This is a genomic window from Pulveribacter sp., from assembly GCF_032079985.1.
Classification (GTDB): Bacteria; Pseudomonadota; Gammaproteobacteria; order Burkholderiales; family Burkholderiaceae_C; genus Melaminivora.
This window is the reverse complement of the sequence record NZ_DAMATK010000001.1, coordinates 1165150-1188017: the sequence shown is the minus strand read 5'-3', so window position 1 is coordinate 1188017 and position 22868 is coordinate 1165150. Positions and strand designations below refer to the sequence as shown.

Here is a 22868-nt window from a genome sequence, read left to right as displayed (position 1 = left end):
TCGGCATCACCATACACCGTTCAGGGTTAGTCCGGACTGCGTTGGCCGCCTGCTGCGGGCAGGATCATTTATGCAAAGCACCCGCTTTGTGAAAATACATGGAGACGCCGCGTGCAATTCCTCCAACTGCTGGTCAGCGGCATCTCGCAGGGGTGCATCTACGGGCTGATCGCGCTGGGTTTCGTGCTGATCTACAAGGCCACCGAGACCGTCAGCTTTGCCCAGGGCGAACTGATGATGCTGGGTGCCTTCTGCGGTCTGGTGCTCATGAAGCTGCTGGGCATGCCGTTCTGGATCGCGGTGCTGGCCAGCATCGCCGCCATGGCGCTGTTCGGCGTGCTGCTGGAGCGCGTGGTCATCCGTCCCATCCTGGGCCAGCCGGCGTTTTCCATCGTCATGCTCACCATCGGCATCGGCTACGTGCTGCGCGGCCTGGTGACCATGATTCCGGGCTTCGGCACCGACACCCACGCCCTGCCCGTGCCCTACAAGGACCAGCCGGTGCAGCTGGGCCCGCTGGTGCTGGCGGCCGAGCAGCTGGTGGTGATCGCCGCTACCGCGGTGCTTTGCGCCCTGCTGTACGCCATGTTCCGCTACACCCGACTGGGCGTGGCCATGCAGGCCTCGTCGCAGAACCAGCTGGCAGCCTACTACATGGGCATCCCGGTGCAGCGGCTCAACGGCCTGGCCTGGGGCCTGGCCGCGGCAGTGGCGGCCATCGCCGGCCTGCTGCTGGCGCCCATCACCTTCGTGCACGCCAACATGGGTTTCATCGGGCTCAAGGCCTTTCCCGCCGCCGTGGTGGGAGGCTTTGGCAGCCTGCCGGGAGCCATCGTCGGCGGACTCGTCATCGGCGTGATCGAGTCGCTGTCGGGCTTTTACCTGCCCGAGGGCTTCAAGGACACGGCCGCCTACATCGTGGTGTTGCTAATGCTCATGGTCAAACCCAACGGCCTGTTCGGCGAAAAGCTGTTCAAGAAGGTATGAGATTCCTCTTCAAGACAAGCTACGAGCAGGACATCCGCCTGGCCAAGCACGGCGGCCACGTCTTCTGGTATGGCCTGCTGTGCCTGGCCCTGCTGGCCGCCCCCTGGGTGGCGCCCGAGTACTGGGTAGCGCAGCTGACCTTCGTGCTGATCTACGGCATCGCCGGCCTGGGGCTGATGCTGCTGGCCGGCTTCACCGGGCAGTTCTCACTGGGGCACGCCGCTTTCCTGGGCGTGGGCGCCTACACGCAGGCCGTGCTGACCGGCATGGGCTGGCCCTTCGCGCTGGCGCTGGCCTGCTCGGCCGGGCTGTCGGCAGCAGCGGGTGTGGTGGTCGGCCTGCCCGCGCTACGCGTCAAGGGCATCTACCTTGGCATCGCCACGCTGGCCTTCGGCTTCATCGTGGAAGAGATCTTCGCCCGCTGGGAGAGCGTGACCGGGGGCAATTCGGGCAAGACCGTGCTGTCGCCCCAGATCGCCGGCTACACGCTGGACTCCACCAGCGCCTTCTATTTCCTGTGCCTGGCTCTGGCCGTGGTCTGCACGCTGGGCATCGTGAACCTGCTGCGCGCCCCCACGGGCCGTGCTTTCGTGGCGATCCGCGACTCGGAGATCTCGGCGCAGAGCATGGGCATCCACCTGGCGTACTACAAGACGCTGTCGTTCGCGCTGTCGGCGGCACTGGCCGGCATCGCCGGGGCGCTGTATGCGCACAAGATGCAGTTCATCTCGCCCGACCAGTTCAGCATCTTGCAGTCCATCGACCTTCTGCTCATGATCGTGATCGGCGGGCTGGGCTCGGTGCACGGCGCCTTCCTGGGCGCGGCCTTTCTGATCCTGATGCCGCAGCTCATCGCCCTGGGCAAGGACATGCTGCCCGACGCCATCGGCCAGGCGCCCGGCCTGCAGGCCGTGGTGTACGGACTGGTGCTGATCGCCTTCGTGCTGTTCGAGCCCCTGGGTCTGTACGGCCGCTGGCTGAAGATCCGCACCTGGCTGCAGCTGTTCCCGTTCTACCGCAAAGGCATGTTCAGGCGGCAAAAGAGCTTCCAGAAATCGGAGCGGTTGAAGTGACGGTACATCCCCCTATGTCGCTACGCTCCTTCCCCCTTCTCTCGCATCGCCGCGCGATGCGGGAAGGGGGACAACGCCCGCGCGGCGGGGCGGCCCTTGCGCGGCGTTTGCTGGCTTGGGGTGCGCCGGTATCAGCGGTCGCACGCCGCCTCGAAAGGCTGTCATGAGTGGTGATGTATTGCTTGAGGCTCGCGATCTGAGCGTGCGCTTTGGCGGCCTGCTGGCCGTGAACCAGGTGGGCTTCGAGGTGCGTCGCGGCGAGATCTTCACGCTGATCGGGCCCAACGGCGCCGGCAAGACCACGGTCTTCAACCTGATCAGCCGCATCTACGCACCCACCAGCGGCAGCATCGCCTACGCCGGGCCGAGCGGCGCCATGCTCACCCTGACCGACCAGCCCGCGCACCGTGTGGCCGGCCTGGGCATCGCCCGCACCTTCCAGAACATCGAGCTGTTCGAACACGCCAGCGTCCTGCATAACCTGCTGATCGGCCGCCACACCCGGCGCGAGACCAGCCTGTGGGCCGACATGTTCTTCACGCCGCGGGCGCGCGCCGCCGAGGTGCGGGCGCGGGAGAAGGCCGAGGAGGTCATCGACTTCCTTCAACTCCAGCACTACCGCGACACGCTGGTGGCGGGCCTGCCCTACGGCGTGCGCAAGGTGGTCGAGCTGGCCCGGGCGCTGTGCACCGAGCCGCGCCTGCTGCTGCTGGACGAGCCCTCGTCCGGCCTGAACGTGGAGGAAACCGACGACATGGCCTTCTGGATCCAGGACATCCGGGACGAGCTGGGCATCACCGTGCTGATGGTGGAGCACGACATGTCGCTGGTGTCGCGCGTGTCCGACCGGGTGCTGGCCATGAACCAGGGCCAGGTGCTGGCCACGGGCACGCCGCACGAGGTGCAGACCCATCCGGGCGTGGTCGAGGCCTACCTGGGCACCATCGACGACGTGAGCGGCCTGCGCCGGCCCGAGGCCAGCAGCCGGGAGGTACGCGCATGAACGCTACCGCCCCTGCCCTCGCCGCGCGACCCGGGGACGAGCCCATCCTGAGCCTGCAGAACGTCGAGAGCGCCTATGGCCCCATCAAGGCCATCCGCGGCGTCAGCCTGCAGGTGCGCCGCGGCGAGATCGCCACCGTGCTGGGCAGCAACGGCGCGGGCAAGACCACCATCCTGAAGACCATCTCGGGCATCATCGACCCGCGCAAGGGCAGCGTGCAGTTTCACGGCCAGGACATCACCGCCCACGACCCGGCGGCCATCGTGCGCCGCGGCCTGTCGCACGTACCCGAGGGGCGCGAGGTGTTCCCGCTGCTGTCGGTGCGCGACAACCTGCTGATGGGTGCCTACACCCGCAGCGACCGTGATGCGGTGGCGCGCGACATCGAGGCGGTGTACGGCTACTTTCCCATTCTGGCCGAGCGCAGGGATCAGGACGCAGGCCTGCTGTCCGGCGGGCAACAGCAGATGCTGTCCATCTCTCGCGCGCTGATGGCCAGGCCCGAGCTGATCCTGCTGGACGAGCCCAGCCTGGGCCTGTCGCCCCGTCTGACCAAGGAAATATTCGAGATCGTGGTGCGCATCAACCGCGAGCGCGGCACCACCATCCTCCTGGTCGAGCAGAACGCCAACATGGCGCTGAACGCTTCGGACTACGGGTACGTGCTGGAGAACGGCCGCATCGTCATGGAGGACAGCTGCGCACGGCTGCGCGAGAAGGACGACATCAAGGAGTTCTATCTCGGCATGAAGGCCGACAGCGTGCGCGGCGAGCGGCGCTGGAAGAAGAAGAAGACCTGGAGGTGAGCCGCACCATGTCCAACCTTTGGGATCTGTCCCACATCCAACCCGCCGCGGCCAGCGTGCTCGACGGCGACACCATCACCGCCATGTTCTGGAACGCCGTGCACCAGCGCGGCACCGGCGTCTGGCTGCGCCAGAAGGAGCTGGGCATCTGGAAGAGCTGGACCTGGCAGCAGACCGGCGAAGCGGTGGGCGAGATCGCCGGCGGGCTTCTGTCCCTGGGCCTTGCGCGGGGCGAATGCGTCTCCATCCTGTCCAACACCTGCATCGAATGGGTGCTGGCCGACCTGGCCGTGCTCAGCTGCGCCGGCGTGGCCAACGGGATCTACCCCACGGACGCCCCCGAGCAGGTGCAGTACCTGTGCCAGGACTCGACCACCACCATGCTGTTCGTCGAGGACGACGAGCAGCTGGACAAGGCCCTGCAGGTGCGCGACCAACTGCCGCAGCTGCGCAAGATCGTGGTCTTCGACATGGAAGGCCTGCGCGACCTGGACGACCCCGACATCCTCAGCCTGGACGCATTGCGCGCACTGGGCCGTGAATGGAACACCATTCATGCGGGCGCCCTGGAGCAGCGCGCGCAGAGCGTGCAGCCGCAGGATGTGGCCATCCTGGTCTACACCTCGGGCACCACGGGGCGGCCCAAGGGCGCCATGCACACGCACGCCGCGCTGACCTACACCGCGCGCGGCTACAACACCCTGATCGCACGCTCCGCGCAGGACGAGGCCATGTGCTTCCTGCCCCTGTGCCACATCGCCGAGCGCATGGGCGGGGAGTATTTCTCGCTCTACACGGGCTGCAAGTTGAACTTCGTGGAGAACCCCGACACCGTGCCGGAGAACGTGCGCGAGATCGCTCCGACGGTGTTCACCGGCGTGCCGCGGGTGTGGGAGAAGTTCTATTCCGGCGTGATGATCGCGCTCAAGGAGTCCTCGCGCGTGCAGCAGGCGGCCTATGCCTGGGCCATCGGCGTGGGCACGCGCATTGCCGAACGCGTGCTGTCCGGCCAGCCCGTGGGCGCCGGGCTCAAGGCGCAGTTCCGCCTGGCGCGCTGGCTGGTGCTGGACAACGTGCGCAAGCTCATCGGCATCCACCGCGCGCGCTACCTGGTCACGGGCGCCGCGCCCATCTCGCCCGAGCTGGTCAAGTGGTACCTGGCCCTGGGCGTGCCCATGCTGGAGGTCTGGGGCATGACCGAGACCTGCGGCGCCTCCACCGGCATGCTGGCCACGCGCATCCGGCCGGGCTCCATCGGGCCGGCCGCCGGCTTCAACCAGGTGCGCATCGACCCCGATACGGGCGAGATCCAGGTCAAGGGCCCCAACGTCTTCAAGGGCTACCTGAACCTGCCGGACAAGACCGCCGAGACCTTCACCGCCGACGGCTGGCTGCGCACGGGCGACGTGGGCACGGTGGATGGCGAGGGGTACTTCCGCATCACCGACCGCATGAAGGACATCATCATCACCGCCGGCGGCAAGAACGTGACGCCCAGCGAGCTGGAAAACGAGCTGAAGTTCAGCCCCTACATCACCGACGCGGTGGTGATCGGCGACGCCAGGCCCTACCTCACGGTGATCATCATGATCGACCAGGAGAACGTGGAGAAATTCGCGCAGGACCATGACGTGCCGTTCTCCAACTACGCCAGCCTGACGCGCGCGCCCGAGGTACAGGCGCTGATCCAGGAGGTGATCGACGGGGTGAATGCCAAGTTCGCCCGCGTCGAGCAGATCAAGAAGTTCTTCCTGCTGGACACCCAGCTCACCGCCGAGGACGAGGAGCTGACCCCCACCATGAAGCTCAAGCGCAAGCTGGTGCAGACCAAGTACGCGCAGCAGATCGACGCCATGTACGGCCAGGGATAGTGCGGATGGCCGCCACGGCGCGCCCTTCTACGCTATGCCGCATCCACCACACCACAACAGGAGACAAGCCATGAAGACCCGTTATCTCGCTGCTGCCGCAGCCCTGGGACTGGCGGCCAGCGCCGGCGCTTCGGCCCAGGCCTCGCAGGGCGTCACCAAGGACAGCATCACGCTGGGCTCCATCCAGGACCTGTCGGGGCCGCTGGCGGGCTTTGGCAAGCAGGTGCGCATGGGCATGCTGCTGCGCGTGGACGAGGCCAACGAGCAGGGCGGCGTGAACGGCCGCAAGCTCGAGCTGAAGGTGGAAGACTCCGGCTACGACCCCAAGCGCGCCGTGTTGGCCGCGCAAAAGCTGGTCAACCAGGACAAGATCTTCATGATGGTCGGTCACATCGGCACGGCGCAGAACCTGGCGGCCATGCCGGTGCAGTTCAGCAAGAACGTCATCAACTTCTTCCCCGTGACCGCCGCGCGCGAGATGTACGAGCCCTTCCACAAGCTCAAGTACTCGTTCGCCGCCACCTACTACGACCAGATCCGCCTGGAGGCGCCCAAGCTCATCAAGGAAAAGAACGCGCAGAAGGTCTGCACCATCTACCAGGACGACGAGTTCGGCCTGGAGGTCATGCGCGGCGGGGAGGCGGCCCTGAAGGCCATGGGCCGCGAATACACCGAGAAGACCACCTTCAAGCGCGGCGCGACCGATTTCTCCTCGCAGGTGGCCAAGATGAAGTCCGCCGGCTGCGACTTCGTCATTCTGGGCACCATCATCCGCGAGACCATCGGCACCATCGCCGAGGCGCGCAAGACGGGCTTCAACCCGACCTTCCTGGGCTCCAGCGCCGCCTACACCGACCTGATCCACAAGCTGGGCGGCAAGGCCATGGACGGGCTGTACGCCGCGATGACGGTGCAGCACCCCTACCTGGACGAAAGCTCGCAGCCGATTCGCTTCTGGGCCAACAAGTACAAGACCAAATTCAACGAGGACCCCACGGTGTTCTCGGTCTACGGCTACTCCGCCATCGACGCTTTCATAAAGGCCGCGCAGAAGGCCGGGCCCAACCTGAGCACCGACAGCTTCATCAAGGCCATGGACACCATGGTCCTGGAGCCCGACATCTTCGGCAGCCCCAAGATGACCTTTGGTCCGCAAAAGCGCCTGGGCAATGATCTGTCGCGGCTGTCGCAGCTGCAGGACGGGCGCTGGCACGTGGTCTCCGACTACGCCAAGAACTGAGCCTTTCCTGTCCATCTCCAGGCCGCCTGCGGGCGGCTTTTTTCTGCCTCCGAAAAAAGCACTATCGTTCGCAAAGAGATGGCAGAATTTCACCAAGCAAATGCTTTTCAAAAATACCTGACACCATGATCGAACGCACCCTCCTGCAGCCCGACCACCAGGCCTTTGCCGACAGCTTCCGCCGCTTCATCGACAAGGAGATCACGCCGCACCACGCCCGCTGGGAAGAGCAGGGTTATGTGGACCGCGAGGTGTGGGAGAAGGCCGGCGCCAACGGCTTCCTGTGCATGAGCATGCCCGAGGAGTACGGCGGCGCCGGGGCCGACAAGCTCTACAGCGTGGCGCAGATGGAGGAGATCGCCCGCGCCGGCTGCAGCGGCATCGGCTTCGGGCTGCACAGCGAGATCGTGGCGCCCTACGTCCTGCACTACGGCACCGAAGAGCAAAAGCGCAAATACCTGCCGCGCCTGGCCAACGGCAGCATGGTCGGCGCCATCGCCATGAGCGAGCCGGCCGCCGGCAGCGACCTGCAGGGCGTGCGCACCACCGCCCTGCTGTCAGCCGACGGCAGCCACTACGTGCTGAACGGCAGCAAAACCTTCATCACCAACGGCTGGCACGCCGACCTGGTCATCGTCGTGGCCAAGACCGACCCGGCCGCCGGCGCCAAGGGCACCAGCCTGCTGCTGGTGGAGCGCGGCATGGAAGGCTTCGACAAGGGCCAGCGCCTGAAGAAGGTGGGCATGAAGGCGCAGGACACCTCCGAGCTGTTCTTCGACAACGTCAAGGTGCCGGCCGAGAACCTGCTGGGCGGCCCCGCCATGCAGGGCAAGGGCTTCGTCTGCCTGATGGAACAGCTGCCCTGGGAGCGGTTGCAGATCGCCATCGGCGCCGTGGCCTCGGCCCAGGCGGCGATCGACTGGACGGTGCAGTACGTGCAGGAGCGCAAGGTCTTCGGTCAGCCCGTGGCGGCTTTCCAGAACACCCGCTTCACCCTGGCCGAGGCCCAGACCGAGGTGCAGGTGGCGCGCGTCTTCGTGGACAAGTGCTGCGAGCTGATCCTGAAGGACGAGCTGGACACGCAAACGGCCAGCATGGCCAAGTACTGGACCACTGACCTGCAGTGCAAGGTGCTGGACGAATGCGTGCAGCTCTTCGGCGGCTACGGCTACATGTGGGAATACCCCATCGCCCGCGCCTGGGCCGACGCGCGCGTGCAGCGCATCTACGGCGGCACCAATGAGATCATGAAAGAAGTGATCACCCGCGCCATGGGCCTGCCCGCGCGCTGAAGTCCTCAGCCCGCTGCACTACTACTTTCATAGCTGCCAGCGCTTGCTGCATAAGCGCTAGAGGCCTATTTTCTAGTCAATCTGTGGAGAGACCGCCATGACCCAAGCCTTTGTATTCGACGCCCTGCGCACCCCGCGCGGCAAGGGCAAGAAGGACGGCAGCCTGCACGAGGTCAAGCCCATCGACCTGTTGGCCGGCCTGCTGACCGAGCTGCGCCAGCGCCACGACCTGGACACCGCGCGCGTGGACGACGTGGTCATGGGCGTGGTCTCGCCCGTGGGCGAACAAGGCGCGGTGCTGCCCAAGGTCGCGGCGCTCAAGGCCGGCTGGGACTGGCGCTGCGCCGGCGTGCAGGTCAACCGCTTCTGCGCCTCGGGCCTGGAAGCGGTGAACCTGGCCGCTCAGAAGGTTGCCAGCGGCTGGGAGGATCTCGTCGTGGCCGGCGGCGTGGAGAGCATGAGCCGCATACCCATCGGCGCCGACGGCGGCGCCTGGGCCCAGGACCCGGCCACCAGCCTGGCCACGCTGTTCGTGCCCCAGGGCATAGGCGCCGACCTGATCGCCACGCTGGACGGCTACACCCGCCAGGACGTGGATGCCTACGCGCTCGAATCGCAGCGCCGCGCCATGGCCGCGCGCGGCGCCGGGCACTTCCAGCGCTCGCTGGTGCCGGTGCGCGACGCCCTGGGCCAGACCATCCTGGAAGAAGACGAGTTCATCAAGCCCGGCACCACGCTGGAGGGCCTGGCCGGGCTCAAGCCGTCGTTCGAGCAGCTGGGCGCCCTGGGCTTCGACGCCGTCGCCCTGCAGCGCTACCCGCAGGTCGAGCGCATCCACCACGTGCACCACGCAGGCAACGCCTCGGGCATCGTCGATGGCGCCGCCGCCGTGCTGATCGGCAGCGAGACCGCGGCCAAGGCCCACAACCTGACGCCGCGCGCGCGCATCGTCGCCACCGCCGTGAGCGGCGACGACCCGACCATCATGCTGACCGGCCCCATGCCCGCCACACGCAAGGCGCTGGCGCGCGCCGGCATGACGGTGGACCAGATCGACCTGTTCGAGGTGAACGAGGCTTTTGCCGCCGTGCCCATGCGCTTCATGCGCGAGATGGGGGTGCCGCACGAGAAGGTGAACGTGAACGGAGGGGCCATCGCCCTGGGCCACCCGCTGGGCGCCACCGGCGCCATGCTGCTGGGCACACTGGTGGACGAGCTGCACCGGCGTGGCCTGCGCTACGGCCTGGTCACGCTGTGCGTCGGGGGCGGCATGGGCATTGCAACTGTCGTCGAAGCCATCTGAGATCTGGGGAGAACACCACATGCAAACCATCCGCTATGAACTCATCCCCGCGCAGAACGGCGACGGCCAGGTGGCGCTCATCACCTTCGACGAGCAGGGCTCACCCGTCAACACCATGTGCCGCCAGTGGCAGCAGGACCTGGCCGAGGCCACGGCCCGCGTGCTGGCCGACCACGACCAGCTGGGCGATGCGCTCAAGGGCATCGTGCTGGTCTCGGCCAAGAGCAGCTTCTTCGCCGGCGCCGATCTGAAGGCCACCATGCGCTTGACCGAAGCCGACGCGCCCGCCGCGTTCGCCGAGATCGAACGCATGAAGAAGCACTTCCGCACGCTGGAAACGCTGGGCATCCCCGTCGTCGCATGCCTGAACGGCACGGCCTTGGGGGGAGGCTGGGAGGTGGCGCTGATCGCCCACCACCGCATCGCCGTGAATGACGCCAAGATCCAGTTCGGCCTGCCCGAGGTGACGCTGGGCCTGATGCCCGGCGCCACCGGCATCACCAAGATGGTGCGGCTGCTGGGCCTGATGGGCGCGCAGCCCTACCTCCTGGAAGGCAAGCTGTTCAGCCCTGCCGAGGCGCAGCGCCTGGGCCTGGTGCATGCCCTGGTGGACGCGCCCGCGCAGCTGCTGCCCGCGGCGCTGACCCACATCGCCGACCACCCCCAGGCGCAGCAGCCGTGGGATGCCAAGGATTACAAGATGCCCGGCGGCACGCCCGCCAGCCCCAAGGTGGCCAACGCCCTGGTGGTGGCCCCGGCCATGCTCACCAAGACCACCCGCGGGCGCTACCCGGCGCCCGAGGCCGCGCTGTCGGCCATGGTCGAGGGCGCGCTGGTGGACTACGACACGGCGCTGCGCATCGAAAGCCGCTACCTCGCCCGCCTGATGACGGGCCAGGTGGCGCGCAACATGATCAGCACCTTCTTCTTCGACATGAACGCCATCAAGGCGGGCAAGTCGCGCCCTGCCGGTGTAGCGCGCTTCAAGCCGGCCAAGGTGGGTATCTTGGGCGCAGGGATGATGGGCGCGGGCATCGCCTGGTCGCAGGCCAGCCGGGGCATCGCCACCGTGCTCAAGGACGTGAGCGTGGAGAAGGCCGAAGCCGGCAAGGCCTACAGCGCCAAGCTGGCGCAGAAGCGCGTGGACAAGGGCGGCATGCAGCCTGAGGCCGCACAGGCGCTGCTGGCGCGCATCACGCCCACGCAGGATGCCGCTGACCTGGCCGGCTGCGACCTCATCATCGAGGCCGTGTACGAGAACCGCGAGCTGAAGGCCCAGGTCACGCGCGAGGCCGAGCCGCAGCTGGCGCCGGGCGGCTTTTTTGCCAGCAACACCTCCACCCTGCCCATCACTGGCCTCGCCGAGGCCAGCAGCCGGCCAGAGAAGTTCATCGGCATCCACTTCTTCAGCCCCGTGGACAAGATGAAGCTGGTGGAAATCATCCGCGGCCGGCAGACCGACGACGAGACCGTCGCCCGCGCCTTCGACTACGTGCAGGCGCTGGGCAAGATCCCCATCGTGGTCAACGACTCGCGGGGCTTCTACACCAGCCGCACCTTCGGCACCTTCGTGATGGAGGGCGCCGCCATGCTGGGCGAGGGCATCCCTGCCGCGGTGATCGAGAACGCCGCCATGCAGGCCGGCATGCCCGTGGGGCCGCTGGCGGTGCTGGACGAGACGGCCCTCACCTTGAGCGTGCACGTGCTGGACCAGACGCGCGCCGACTGCGCCGCCGAGGGCAAGGTCTACGCCGCCACGCCGGGGGAGCTGCTGGTCGAGCGCATGGTCAAGGAGCTCAAACGCCCGGGACGCGCCGGCGGTGGCGGCTTCTACGACTATCCCGCCGGTGCAAAGAAGCACCTGTGGCCCGAGCTGCGCGGCCTGTTCGAGAAGTCCGGCGCGTCCTGGCAGCTGCAGGACGTGCAGGACCGACTGCTGTACCGCCAGGCCGTGGAGACGGCCCGCTGCCTGGCCGAGGGTGTGCTGACCAGCGTGCATGACGCCAACATCGGCTCCATCTTCGGCATCGGCTTCCCGGCCTGGACGGGCGGCGCCATGCAGTTCATCTACGGCACGGGCGTGCCCGCCTTCCTGCGGCGCGCGGACGAACTGGCCCAGCGCCACGGCGCCGGCTTCGCGCTGGACGCGCGGGCGCGCGCCGCCATCGAGCAGCACCAACCGCGCTACTGAAAGGAAAGGGGCGCAAACAAAAAAGGGGACGGGCGCCAGGCCTGTCCCCTTTTTTGCGCCTTGGGCGGCGCCCCGCTCAGCGCAGCCGGGGCACCTGCAGCGCGGCCATGGCCCTCATGGCGCTGGCACCCACGGCCGCGCCGAACTTGCGCACCAGGCGTTCGGCCACGTTGTCGCGGCGGGTGTAGTCGATGACCTCCTCGGCCTTGACCACTTCACGGGCCACGTAGTCCAGGTTGCCCAGCTGGTCGGCCAGGCCCATCTCCACGGCCTGCTGGCCGGTCCAGAACAGGCCGCTGAAGGTCTCGGGCGTCTCCTTCAACCGGTCGCCCCGCCCGGCCTTGACCACGGCGATGAACTGCTGGTGGATCTGGTCGAGCATGGCCTGGGCGTACTCGCGCTGCTGCGCGCTCATGGGGCTGAAGGGGTCGAGGAAGCCCTTGTTCTCGCCCGCGGTGATCAGGCGCCGCTCCACGCCCAGCTTGTCCATGGTGCCGGTGAAGCCGAAGCCGTCCATCAGCACGCCGATGCTGCCCACGATGCTGGCCTTGTCCACGAAGATGCCGTCGGCTGCGGCGGCGATGTAGTAGGCGGCCGACGCGCAGGTCTCCTCCACCACCGCGTACACCGGCTTGCCGTGCTTGGCCTTCAGCCGCACGATCTCGTCGTTGATGATGCCAGCCTGCACGGGGCTGCCGCCGGGCGAATTGATCAGCAGTACGACGGCCTGCGAGCCTGCGTCCTCGAAGGCGCTGCGCATGGCCGCGACGACGAACTCGGCGCTGGCCTCGGCGCCCGAGGCGATCTCGCCCTTGATGTCCACCACCGCCGTATGCGGGCCGCTTTTGGTCGTGCCGCTCAGGTCGCGCGAGGCCAGGGCCCAGGCCACCGCCGCCAGCAGGGCGATCCAGGCGAAGCGCCAGAAGATGCGCCAGCGGCGCGCGGCGCGCTGCTCGGCCACGGTGGCCAGCACCAGCTTTTCCAGCACCTGGCGTTCCCAGGCCGTACCCGGCGCGGCTGCGGCCGCTTCTTTTTTGATAGCTGCCTGCGTCCACAAGTCGGGCGCTGCAGGCTCATTGAGCTGCGAACCGTGGGGGTCTTGTCTGGGGGTGTCGGTCATGATGAAAACAGAGGTTCAGAACGCCAGGGGTTGCAGCAGGGGCGCAGTATGCCAGCGCACCATGCCGCCCTCTTCCGACAGCCCGACCCGCACCAGGCCGCCCCGACAGGGGCCGCTGGCGCACTGGCCGGTGTCCGGCTGGTAGGCCGCGCCGTGCGTGGCGCACAGCAGCCAGCGGCCGCTGTCGTCGAAGAACTGGCCTTCCTGCCAGTCCATCTCCATGGGCACGTGGGTGCAGCGGTTCAGGTAGGCATGCACCTGGCCAGCGTAGCGGATGGCGAAGGCGCGCACGTGCTCGCCGGCATACAGCACGTCGAAGGCCACGGCGCGCCCGCCCTCGGTCAGCTCGCCGCTGGCGCACAGGGCAATGGCCTGGCTTGAGGTGCCGCCCTGCTGCTGATGCATCAGGCGTTGCCCGCCATCCAGCCGTGCAGCTCGGCCACCGAGGCGGCCACGAACAGCGGCTGCAGCGCGGCGAAGCCCTCGGTGCTGTGCGCGCCGTAGGCCACGCCCACGCTGGCGCAACCGGCAGCGCGGGCCATCTCCAGGTCGTGCGTGGTGTCGCCGATCATCAGGGTGCGCTCCGGGGCCACGCCCAGCTCGGCCATCAGCTCGTGCAGCATCAGCGGGTGCGGCTTGCCGGCGGTCTCGTCGGCCGTGCGCGAGGCGTCGAACATGCCGCGCAGCTGCACCGCCTGCAGCACGTGGTCCAGCCCGCGGCGGCTCTTGCCAGTGGCCACGGCCAGCAGGTGGCCGGTTCCCTTCAGCGCATCCAGCAGCGGCAGCACGCCGTCGAACAGGCTGATGTCGTCCTGGTGCTTGAGGTAGTGGTAGCGGTAGCGGTTGGCCAGCTCTGTGTATTTCTCGCGCGGCACGTCCGGCGCGGCGTGGGCCAGGGCCTGGGGCAGCGCCATGCCGATGACCCAGGCGGCGGCCTCGCTGGTGGGCATGCGCCCGCCCACGTCGCTCACCGCCTGCTGGATGGAGCGGGTGATGATGGCAGTGGAATCGAACAGCGTGCCGTCCCAGTCGAAGGCGATGAGGTCGAAGCGGCGGGGACGGGATACGGGCATGTCAGTCAATCAAACATTCGGTGGGGCCAGAAAGCCGACCAGCTCGGGCGGCAGCTCGGCGTGCAGGGTGACACGCTCGCCGCTGGCCGGGTGCTGGAACTGTAGCCGCCAGGCGTGCAGGAACATGCGCCTGAGGCCTTGCCGGGGCAGGCGGCGGTTCAGGTCGAAGTCGCCGTACTTGTCGTCGCCCACGATGCCGTGGCCGCTGCTGGCCAAGTGCACGCGGATCTGGTGCGTGCGCCCGGTCTTGATGGTCACCTCCAGAAGGCTCATGGCCGGCAGGCCCTGCAAGGGCCGGGCAGGCAGCTGGCTGCGCACCTTGACCAGCGTGAGCGCGCGCATGGCGTCCGGGTCGTCGGCCGTGGTCACGCGCACGCGGCGCTCGCCATCCTCCTGCAGGTATTTGTGCAGCGGGGTGTCGATGACCTTCTTCGCGGCGGGCCACTGGCCGGCCACCAGGGCCAGGTAGGTCTTGCCGGTCTCGCGGCCGCGGAACTGCTCCTGCAGGTGGGTCAGCGCGCTGCGCCGCTTGGCCACCAGCAGGATGCCGGAGGTGTCTCGGTCCAGCCGGTGCACCAACTCCAGGAATTTCGCCTGCGGCCGCGCCCGGCGCAGCTGCTCGATCACGCCGAAGCTCACGCCGCTGCCGCCGTGCACTGCCACGCCAGCCGGCTTGTCCAGGGCGATCAGGTGGTCGTCCTCCAGCAGAATGGGGAATTCGCGCGCCGGCGCGGCGCGCTCGCCCTCGGGCTGGACGCGCTCGGCCACGCGCACGGGGGGCAGCCGCACCTGGTCCCCCTCGGCAACCCGGGCATCGGCGCTGGTGCGGCCGCGGTTCAGGCGCACCTCGCCGCTGCGGATGATGCGGTAGACGTGGGTCTTGGGCACGCCCTTCAGGTGGCGCACGAGAAAGTTGTCCAGACGCTGGCCGGCGGACTCGGCATCGACCTCGAGAATGCGTGCCGTCGGAGCGGGCGCTGGCTGGGGCGGGGAGCCATGCGTGGCCGATTTGCCCCCTATAATCTGTTTCACCTGCGCGACGAAAATGTAAGTGGTTGATTTTTCTTGAGTTTAAGGGACAAAACCCGGCTCGCCGCGCAGTTTGGTCAATGCCAACGGGCTTTGTACGCGCCACCCGCAGGTCCATGAGATGCCTGCACCGGCCCGCACGCCGCCCGGCGGGCTGACGCATCGAAACACTGAAACACGGAAATTCCAGGCCATCTCGCCCACCCCTCGCAGGGCCCGGCGGTTGGCGGATCAAAGCGAAATCATGTGGGTACTGTTGGCATGGATCGTGTCGCTGTGGCCGGGGCGCCAGCCCCTGCCGTGGGCACACATCAGGCCGCAAACGCCCGTCCGACAAGCGCCAGCAGCTCCGCTTTTCATAGCATCGCTGCGCGACTTGCGCCTCGCCCCCATCCACGCGCCCCCTCGTTCACGCCTGCGCAGCTGAATTCCTCACGCCGCGCAGAGCCGTGCAGCGTCCCGGCCCTTCCTTTGTTTCGATGCGTCCGCCCCGGCATTGTTGGCTCGGTATGAGCCTGTGTGCTTGAGTGTGAGTCGATGCCGGTCCAGCGCCCCCCGCAGCCCTTTTTGGCAAATGCGGCGTGGCCCGTCCGGCAACGCATGGATTTGAATTACAAAGGAATCGCATCATGAAGCGGATGCTCATCAACGCCACGCAGCCCGAGGAGCGGCGCCTGGCCATCGTGGACGGCCAGAAGCTGCTGGACTACGAGATCGAAATCGAAGGGCGCGAGCAGCGCAAGGGCAACATCTACAAGGCCGTGGTGACGCGCGTCGAGCCGTCGCTGGAAGCCTGCTTCGTCGATTACGGCGAGGACCGCCACGGCTTCCTGCCGTTCAAGGAAATCTCCAAGCAGTATTTCGCCGAGGGCGTCTCGCCGAGCCAGGCGCGCATCAACGAGGTGATCCGCGAGGGCCAGGAACTCATCGTCCAGGTCGAGAAGGAAGAGCGCGGCAACAAGGGCGCGGCGCTGACCACCTTCATCAGCCTGGCCGGCCGCTACGTGGTGCTGATGCCCAACAACCCGCGCGGCGGCGGCGTGTCGCGCCGCATCGAGGGCGAGGACCGCGCCGAGCTCAAGGAGGCGATGGACCAGCTCGAGTACCCCAAGGGCATGTCCATCATCGCGCGTACCGCCGGCATCGGCCGCAGCGCGCCCGAGCTGCAGTGGGACCTGAACTACCTGCTCAAGCTCTGGAACGCCATTGACGGCGCGGCCAAGGCCGGCCGCGGCGCCTTCCTGATCTACCAGGAATCCAGCCTGGTGATCCGCGCCATCCGCGACTACTTCAACAGCGACATCGGCGACATCCTGATCGACACGGACGACATCTACGAGCAGGCGCAGCAGTTCATGGCGCACGTCATGCCCGAGCATGCCGCCCGCGTGAAGCGCTACCGCGACGACGCGCCGCTGTTCTCGCGCTTCCAGATCGAGCACCAGATCGAATCGGCCTATTCGCGCACCGTGACCCTGCCCTCGGGCGGCGCCATCGTCATCGACCACACCGAGGCGCTGGTCAGCGTGGACGTGAACTCGGCCCGCGCCATCAAGGGCGGCGACATCGAGGAAACCGCCACCCGCACCAACCTGGAGGCCGCCGACGAGGTGGCGCGCCAGATGCGCCTGCGCGACCTGGGCGGCCTGATCGTCATCGACTTCATCGACATGGAGGAATCGAAGAACCGCCGCGAGGTCGAGAACCGCCTGCGCGACGCGCTGCGCCAGGACCGCGCCCGCGTGCAGTTCGGCACCATTAGCAAGTTCGGCCTGATGGAGATGAGCCGCCAGCGCCTGAAGCCGTCCCTGTCCGAAGGCGCCCACATCCGCTGCCCGCTGTGCGATGGCACCGGCCACGTGCGCGACACGGAAGGCTTCTCGCTGCAGATGCTGCGCATGATCCAGGAAGAGTCCATGAAGGACAACACGGCCGCCGTGCACTGCCAGGTGCCGGTGGAGGTGGCCAGCTTCCTGCTGAACGAAAAGCGCACCGAGATCGCCAAGATCGAGCTCAAGCAGCGCGTTTCCGTGGTGCTGATCCCCAACAAGACGCTGGAGACGCCGCACTACAAGCTCGAGCGCCTCAAGCACGACGACCCGCGCCTGGACGGCCTGGAAGCCAGCTACAAGCTGGCCGACGAGGCCGAGGAGCAGACGCACATCACCCGCCGCTCGCAGGAGCCGACCAACAAGCAGACGCCCGTCATCAAGGGCGTGCTGCCCGACGCGCCCGCCCCGGTGGCCGAGCCGCGCCCGCAAGGCGCCAGCCAGCAGCCGCGCGGCAACGCCGCCGGCCGCACCGGCGGCCAGCAGCAGCCGCGTGCTGCCGCGCCCGCCCCGGCGGCGCGCCCGGCACCCGCACCGGCGCCGGAGCAGGGCTTCTTCGCCTGGCTCAAGAGCCTGTTCGGCCTGGGCCCCACGGCCGCCGCACCGGCCCCGGCCGTGCAGCCCGCGCCCCAGTCCGCCGCCCAGCCTGAAGGTGCCGCACGCAGCAGCGAAGGCCGCCGCGGCGGCGAACGCGGCCGTGGCGGCCGCGGTGGCCGTGGCGGCGAAGGCAGCCGCGACGCCAACAGCAACGGCAATGGCAGCGGCCAGGGCAACGGCGAAGGCCGCGGCCGCCGCGGCGAAGGCCGTGGCAATGGCGGCGAGGCCCGTGAACCGGGCGAACTGCGCAACGGCCGTGGCGGCCGTGGTGGCCGCGAGCGCGGCGAACAGGTCGAGGGCGAAGGCCGCCGCGAGCCGCGCGAAGGCCGCGGCAGCCGCGAGCGCGCACCTGCCCAGGCCGGCGCCGCACTGCAAGATGGTTCGCTGGACGCGGCCCAGGCCACCCCGCTGGACGACGCGGGCAACGCCCAGCGCGGCGAGCGCGCGCCGCGTGGCGGTGAGCGCAATGGCGAGCGCGGCGAACGCAGCGGCGAACGCAGCGGCGAACGCCGCAGCCGCCGCGGCGAGCGCGGCCCGCGCACCATCGACGCCAACGCACCTGCCCCGGCCGCCGGCCAGGACTTCGTCGACACCGCGCCCCTGTCCGCCCTGCCCGACCTGGACCTGACGGCCCCGGCCGTCAGTGCCGGCGCGGCCCAGGACGCCAGCGCGCCCGAGGCGGCCGAGCCGCGCCGCGAGCGCCGCTCGCGCGACCGCTACGGCCGTGACCGCCGCGAGCGCGCACCGCGCACCGTGGATGCTGACGCCCCGCTGTCCGCCGAGCAGGACGAGAGCGCCGAGACGATGCTGGACATTGATCTGACCGCCGCCGGCACCGCCCCCCAGGGCGCCGAGCAGCCGGCGCGCCGCAGCTACTTCAGCGCCCCCGCCGCCGAAGAAGCCGCACCCGCTCCGCAGGCCGCCGCCGTCCGCGAGGCCCTGCCCGTGCCGGCACCACCGGTCGAAGAAGTGGCAGCGCAAGCGCAGCCGGTCATGGGGGCCGAACCCCCTGCTCCCGCGCCCGCAGCTCCTGCTCCTGCTCCTGCACTGGCCCCTGTCGCAGCCGCACCGGTGGTCGCCCAGGCAGCCCCCAGCCCCGCGCCACAGGCCCAGGCCTTCGTGCTGCCCGTGGACGACCTGGCCCAGATGGCCCAGGCCTCCGGCCTGCAGTGGGTGAACTCGGACGCGGACAAGATCGCCGCTGCCCAGGCCGCCATCGCTGCCGAGCCCGCTCCCGTGCACGTGCCGCGCGAACGGCCCCCGGTGCCGGTGCTGGACGAAGGCCCGCTGGTGTTGGTGGAAACCCGCCGCGACCTGCGCGAACTGCAACTACCGTTTGAGGGAACAACCCCCTGAGCGGCTGTGCCGCTTCCCCCTTCTCTCGCAAAGCTCGCGCTTTGCGGGAAGGGGGACGCTACCGGCGCTGCGGGGCGGCCCTTGCGCGGTGGCCGTTGGCCTGTGCCGCGCTCCCACATGCGCCGTAACAAGCGCAGGACCTATCAAAAACCATAGCTGCCAGCGCTTGCCACACAAGGGCTGGAGGCCAATTTGGCTTCAAGTCCCGAGCGCCGGCACGGCAGCCCCCACGGAGGCCCCATGCTGTTCCTGCTCTCCCCCGCCAAGTCGCTGGACTACGACACTCCCCTGCCGGCCGGCCTGCCGCACACCCTGCCGCATTTCGCGGACGAGACACGCCAGCTCATAGCCGTACTGCGCACCAAGGCGCCGCAGGACATCGCCGAGCTGATGTCCATCAGCGACAAGCTGGCGGCGCTGAACGTGGCGCGCTACGCCGCCTGGTCACCCAAAGCGAGCGCCGACAACGCCCGCCAGGCCGTGATGGCCTTCAACGGCGACGTATACGGCGGCCTGGACGCGCACACCCTCACCCTGCCCGAGCTGAAATGGGCACAGAGCCACCTGGCCATCCTGAGCGGCCTGTACGGCGTGCTGCGGCCGCTGGACTGGATGCAGCCCTACCGCCTGGAGATGGGCACGCGCCTGACCACGGACGCGGGCACCAACCTGTACGCCTTCTGGGGCACGCGCATCGCCCGCCATCTGGACGAGCTGCTGGCAGCCCAGGGCGCCGCTGCCGCCAAGGCGCCGGTGGTGGTCAACCTGGCCTCGCAGGAATACTTCAAATCGGTGGACCGCCGCACCCTGCAGGCGCGCGTGGTCGAATGCGTGTTCGAGGACTGGCGCGCCGGGCAGTACAAGGTCATCAGCTTCTACGCCAAGCACGCCCGCGGCTTGATGGCGCGCTGGGCCATCCAGCAGCGCGCGTCCACGCCGCGCCAGCTCGAGGGTTTTGCCGAGCAGGGCTATGCTTTTGACGCCGCCGCCTCCGTGCCGGAGCGGCTGGTGTTCCGCCGCCGCCAGGACTGAACCGACGCCCGCTCTTTTGCCGCCCACCAGGAAAGCACCGACGAGATGACCGCTGCCGCCACCGCCTCCCAGCCCATCACGCCCGACCTGCGCCGCTGGATCGTCGAGCAGGCCGGCGCCGGTGTCGCGGCGCCGGCGCTGATCCAGGCCATGCGCCAGTCCGGCTGGAACGAGGACGTGGCCATCGCCGCCGTCGAGCAGGTGCTGCGCGAGCATCTGCAGGAGCACGCCGCCCGCCAGGCCCAGCCCGCCGGCGTGCCCGTGCCCGAGCCCGCCCTGGGCGACTCGCCGCTGTTCCTGGATGCCGGCGACCGCCAGGTGCAGGTGCTGATGCGCATGGAGCAGCCGCGCATCGTGCTGCTGGGCGGACTGCTGTCGCCCGAGGAATGCGAGGCGCTGATCGCCGCCGCCCGCCCGCGCATGGCGCGTTCGCTCACCGTGGCCACGGCCACCGGCGGCGACGAGGTCAACGACGACCGCACCAGCGACGGCATGTTCTTCCAGCGCGGCGAGAACGAGATCGTGCAGCGGCTGGAAGAGCGCATCGCCCGCCTGGTGCGCTGGCCCGTCGAGAACGGCGAAGGCCTGCAGGTGCTGCACTACCGCCCGGGCGCCGAGTACAAGCCGCATTACGACTACTTCGACCCGGCCGAGCCCGGCACCGCCACCATCACCAGCCGCGGCGGCCAGCGCGTGGCCACCCTGGTCATCTACCTGAACGATCCCATCAAGGGCGGCGGCACCACCTTCCCCGACGTGTCGCTGGAGGTTGCCCCCTGCCGCGGCAACGCCGTGTTCTTCAGCTACGACCGGCCCCATCCCGGCACCCGCACGCTGCACGGCGGCGCCCCTGTGATCGAGGGCGAAAAATGGATCGCCACCAAGTGGCTGCGCGAGCGGGAATTCAAGTAAAAAACGGCTCCAGCCCTTGCTGTGCAAGCGCTGGCAGCTCACCTTTCAATAGCAAACCATGTACACGCCCGAACACTCCCCGCTGGGCCAGGCCACGCACTACCCGGCGCAGTACGACGCCTCGCTGCTGTTTCCCCTGCCGCGCGCGCCCAAGCGCCAGGAGCTCGGCCTGCAGCAGGCCACGCCCTTCTTCGGCGCCGACCTGTGGACGGCCTACGAGCTGTCCTGGCTGAATGAGCGCGGCAAGCCGCAGGTGGCCATCGCCCACGTCACCGTGCCGTGCGAGACGCCGCACATCGTCGAGAGCAAGTCTTTCAAGCTGTACCTGGGCAGCTTCAACGGCACCCGCTTTGACAGCGCGGACGAGGTGCGCGCGCGCATTCGCGCCGACGTCAGCGAGGCCGTCTGGCGCGGCTCGGGCCAGACCGGCAGCGTGGGCGTGAAGCTGCTCCTGCCCGAGCAGTTCGACGCCCAGCAGGTGCGCGAACTGGACGGCCTGCCGCTGGACCGCCTGGACCTGGACTGCACCCACTACACGCCCGCGCCCGAGCTGCTGGCCGCCCGCCACGACGAAGCCCCGGTCACCGAGACGCTGGTCAGCCACCTGCTCAAGAGCAACTGCCTAGTCACCGGCCAGCCCGACTGGGGCAGCGTGCAGATCGCCTACAGCGGCGCGCAGATCGACCAGGCCGGCCTGCTGCAGTACCTGGTGAGCTTTCGCGATCACAACGAATTCCACGAACAGTGCGTGGAGCGCATCTTCATGGACGTGTGGACGCGCTGCCGCCCCATCAAGCTGAGCGTGTACGCCCGCTACACGCGCCGCGGCGGGCTGGACATCAACCCCTTTCGCACCAGCCACCCGCAGCCGCTGCCGGCCAACGTGCGCACGGCGCGGCAGTAGCGCGGCGGGGTCACCGGCTGTCGCGAGGCTTTGCGCAGGCGCCCGAGGCGCCAGGGCGCGCTTGCATCCGCCGTTGTCTGCGCCGGCAACAGCCTAGAACAGCTCGGCGTTGACGCCCCGCGGCTGCGCCTCCAGCTCGCGCTCGCGCACCAGCGCACCCACGCGCACGCCCAGCAGGCGCAGGCGCTGCGACAGCGGCACGCGTTTGAGGCACAGGCCGGCCACGCGGCGAATGGTGGCGGCGTCCTGCGTGTACTGGCCCACCGTCTGGTCGCGCGTGGCGATGCGGAAATCGTCGTAGCGCAGCTTAATGCCGATGGTCTTGCCGGCGTAGCCTTTGCGCTGCAGATCCGCCGCCACCTGCTGGCACAGCTCGGTGAAGATGCGCGACAGCTCGGCGCGGTCGTGCACGGCGTGCAGGTCGCGGTCGAAGGTGGTCTCGCGGCTCATCGAGACGGGCTCGCTCTCGGTGACCACTGGCCGCTCGTCGCGGCCCCAGGCCGCGTCGTGCAGCCAGGCGCCATAGGCCCGGCCGAAGTGCGCCTGCAGCCAGGCGCGCTCGCGCGCGGCCAGCTCGCCGATGGTGTGGATGCCGTGGCTCTTGAGCTTTGCGTCGGCCTTGGGGCCCACGCCGTTGACCTTGCGGCAGGCCAGCGGCCAGATGAGCGCCTGCAGGTCCTCGTGGCGCACGATGGAGATGCCGCGCGGCTTGTTGAACTCGCTGGCCATCTTGGCCAGCAGCTTGTTGGGCGCCACGCCGATGGAGCAGGTCAGGCCGGTGGCCTCGAGGATGCCCTGCTGAATCGTCCGCGCCAGGGGCAAGCCGCCCTCCTCCTGCCCGCCCGGGGCATCGGTGAAGTCGATATAGACCTCGTCCACGCCCCGGTCCTCCATGACCGGCGCGTGCGCCAGGATGACCTCCTTGAAGCGGCGCGAGAAGCGCCGGTACTCGGCAAAGTCCACCGGCAGGCGGATGGCCTCGGGACAGCGGTGGGCGTTCTTCATCATGCCCATGGCCGAGCCCAAGCCGAAGGCGCGCGCCGGGTAGGTGGCGGTGGTGATGACGCCCCGGCCCACGTAGGCGCCCAGCCGGTCGAAGGCCTCCAGCGGCACGGCGTGCAAGCGGCCGGCGTACTGCCGGGCCAGGGCCTCGTCGTGCGCGCTGCGCCCGCCGCCGATGACCACCGGCAGCCCGGCCAGCTGCGGGTAGCGCAGCAGTTCGACGGATGCGTAGAACGCATCCATGTCCA

General features: G+C 68.8%; 18 protein-coding genes. 13 read left to right on the top strand and 5 right to left on the bottom strand.

Going from position 1 to position 22868, the window contains the following annotated elements; genetic code table 11:
- Positions 1-111 precede the first annotated feature (111 nt).
- From RT282_RS05560 to RT282_RS05520, 9 genes are all read left to right on the top strand, one after another.
- Positions 112-987, top strand: a complete 876-nt coding sequence (locus RT282_RS05560) for a branched-chain amino acid ABC transporter permease (RefSeq protein WP_313312340.1) — start codon at positions 112-114, stop codon at positions 985-987.
- On the top strand, positions 984-2060 hold the full coding sequence (locus RT282_RS05555) for a branched-chain amino acid ABC transporter permease (RefSeq protein ID WP_312306039.1): 1077 nt from the start codon (positions 984-986) through the stop codon (positions 2058-2060). The genes RT282_RS05560 and RT282_RS05555 overlap by 4 nt, the downstream gene beginning before the upstream one ends.
- Before the next feature lie 163 nt (positions 2061-2223).
- Positions 2224-3063, top strand: coding sequence for an ABC transporter ATP-binding protein (locus RT282_RS05550; RefSeq protein WP_312757782.1), 840 nt, complete (start codon positions 2224-2226; stop codon positions 3061-3063).
- Positions 3060-3869: an ABC transporter ATP-binding protein gene (locus tag RT282_RS05545; protein ID WP_313312339.1), complete on the top strand. Its 810-nt coding sequence runs from the start codon at positions 3060-3062 to the stop codon at positions 3867-3869. The genes RT282_RS05550 and RT282_RS05545 overlap by 4 nt, the downstream gene beginning before the upstream one ends.
- Positions 3870-3877: 8 nt before the next feature.
- Positions 3878-5740: a long-chain fatty acid--CoA ligase gene (locus RT282_RS05540; RefSeq protein WP_313312336.1), complete on the top strand. Its 1863-nt coding sequence runs from the start codon at positions 3878-3880 to the stop codon at positions 5738-5740.
- 70 nt (positions 5741-5810) lie between these two features.
- Positions 5811-6980, top strand: a complete 1170-nt coding sequence (locus tag RT282_RS05535) for an ABC transporter substrate-binding protein (RefSeq protein WP_313312333.1) — start codon at positions 5811-5813, stop codon at positions 6978-6980.
- A gap of 125 nt (positions 6981-7105) precedes the next feature.
- The gene (locus tag RT282_RS05530) at positions 7106-8272 is read left to right on the top strand and encodes an acyl-CoA dehydrogenase family protein (RefSeq protein WP_312305142.1); all 1167 of its coding nucleotides are present in this window, start codon (positions 7106-7108) and stop codon (positions 8270-8272) included.
- A 97-nt stretch (positions 8273-8369) separates the two neighbouring features.
- Positions 8370-9575: an acetyl-CoA C-acetyltransferase gene (locus RT282_RS05525; RefSeq protein WP_313312329.1), complete on the top strand. Its 1206-nt coding sequence runs from the start codon at positions 8370-8372 to the stop codon at positions 9573-9575.
- A gap of 19 nt (positions 9576-9594) precedes the next feature.
- Positions 9595-11766, top strand: a complete 2172-nt coding sequence (locus RT282_RS05520) for a 3-hydroxyacyl-CoA dehydrogenase NAD-binding domain-containing protein (RefSeq protein ID WP_313312327.1) — start codon at positions 9595-9597, stop codon at positions 11764-11766.
- 76 nt (positions 11767-11842) lie between these two features.
- Here the strand turns inward: RT282_RS05520 and RT282_RS05515 are convergent, their stop codons facing one another.
- From RT282_RS05515 to RT282_RS05500, 4 genes are read right to left on the bottom strand one after another with little or no spacing between them, the layout of a single operon-like run.
- Positions 11843-12886, bottom strand: a complete 1044-nt coding sequence (locus RT282_RS05515) for a S49 family peptidase (protein WP_312305137.1) — start codon at positions 12884-12886, stop codon at positions 11843-11845.
- A gap of 15 nt (positions 12887-12901) precedes the next feature.
- Positions 12902-13291 carry a Rieske 2Fe-2S domain-containing protein gene (locus RT282_RS05510; RefSeq protein ID WP_312305136.1) on the bottom strand — a complete coding sequence of 130 codons (390 nt, stop codon included), beginning with the start codon at positions 13289-13291 and terminating at the stop codon, positions 12902-12904.
- Complete coding sequence (locus RT282_RS05505; protein ID WP_313312323.1) at positions 13291-13959, bottom strand: HAD-IA family hydrolase; 669 nt, start codon at positions 13957-13959, stop codon at positions 13291-13293. The genes RT282_RS05510 and RT282_RS05505 overlap by 1 nt, the downstream gene beginning before the upstream one ends.
- Positions 13960-13968: 9 nt before the next feature.
- Complete coding sequence (locus tag RT282_RS05500; RefSeq protein WP_313312320.1) at positions 13969-14991, bottom strand: RluA family pseudouridine synthase; 1023 nt, start codon at positions 14989-14991, stop codon at positions 13969-13971.
- 626 nt (positions 14992-15617) lie between these two features.
- On the opposite strand from RT282_RS05500, the gene RT282_RS05495 reads away from it, so the two are divergent.
- The 4 genes from RT282_RS05495 (at position 15618) to queF (ending at position 21618) form a co-directional block, all read left to right on the top strand.
- Complete coding sequence (locus RT282_RS05495) at positions 15618-18770, top strand: Rne/Rng family ribonuclease (protein ID WP_313312318.1); 3153 nt, start codon at positions 15618-15620, stop codon at positions 18768-18770.
- Positions 18771-19010: 240 nt separating this feature from the next.
- Positions 19011-19802 (top strand): peroxide stress protein YaaA, encoded by a 792-nt coding sequence (gene yaaA, locus RT282_RS05490; RefSeq protein WP_313312315.1) that lies wholly within the window; start codon positions 19011-19013, stop codon positions 19800-19802.
- A gap of 45 nt (positions 19803-19847) precedes the next feature.
- Positions 19848-20714 carry a 2OG-Fe(II) oxygenase gene (locus RT282_RS05485; RefSeq protein WP_313312312.1) on the top strand — a complete coding sequence of 289 codons (867 nt, stop codon included), beginning with the start codon at positions 19848-19850 and terminating at the stop codon, positions 20712-20714.
- A gap of 58 nt (positions 20715-20772) precedes the next feature.
- Positions 20773-21618 (top strand): NADPH-dependent 7-cyano-7-deazaguanine reductase QueF, encoded by an 846-nt coding sequence (gene queF / locus RT282_RS05480; protein WP_313312309.1) that lies wholly within the window; start codon positions 20773-20775, stop codon positions 21616-21618.
- Between the two features lie 93 nt (positions 21619-21711).
- Here queF and RT282_RS05475 read toward each other — a convergent pair whose 3' ends face one another.
- Positions 21712-22863: a DNA polymerase IV gene (locus tag RT282_RS05475; RefSeq protein ID WP_313312642.1), complete on the bottom strand. Its 1152-nt coding sequence runs from the start codon at positions 22861-22863 to the stop codon at positions 21712-21714.
- Positions 22864-22868 lie beyond the last annotated feature (5 nt).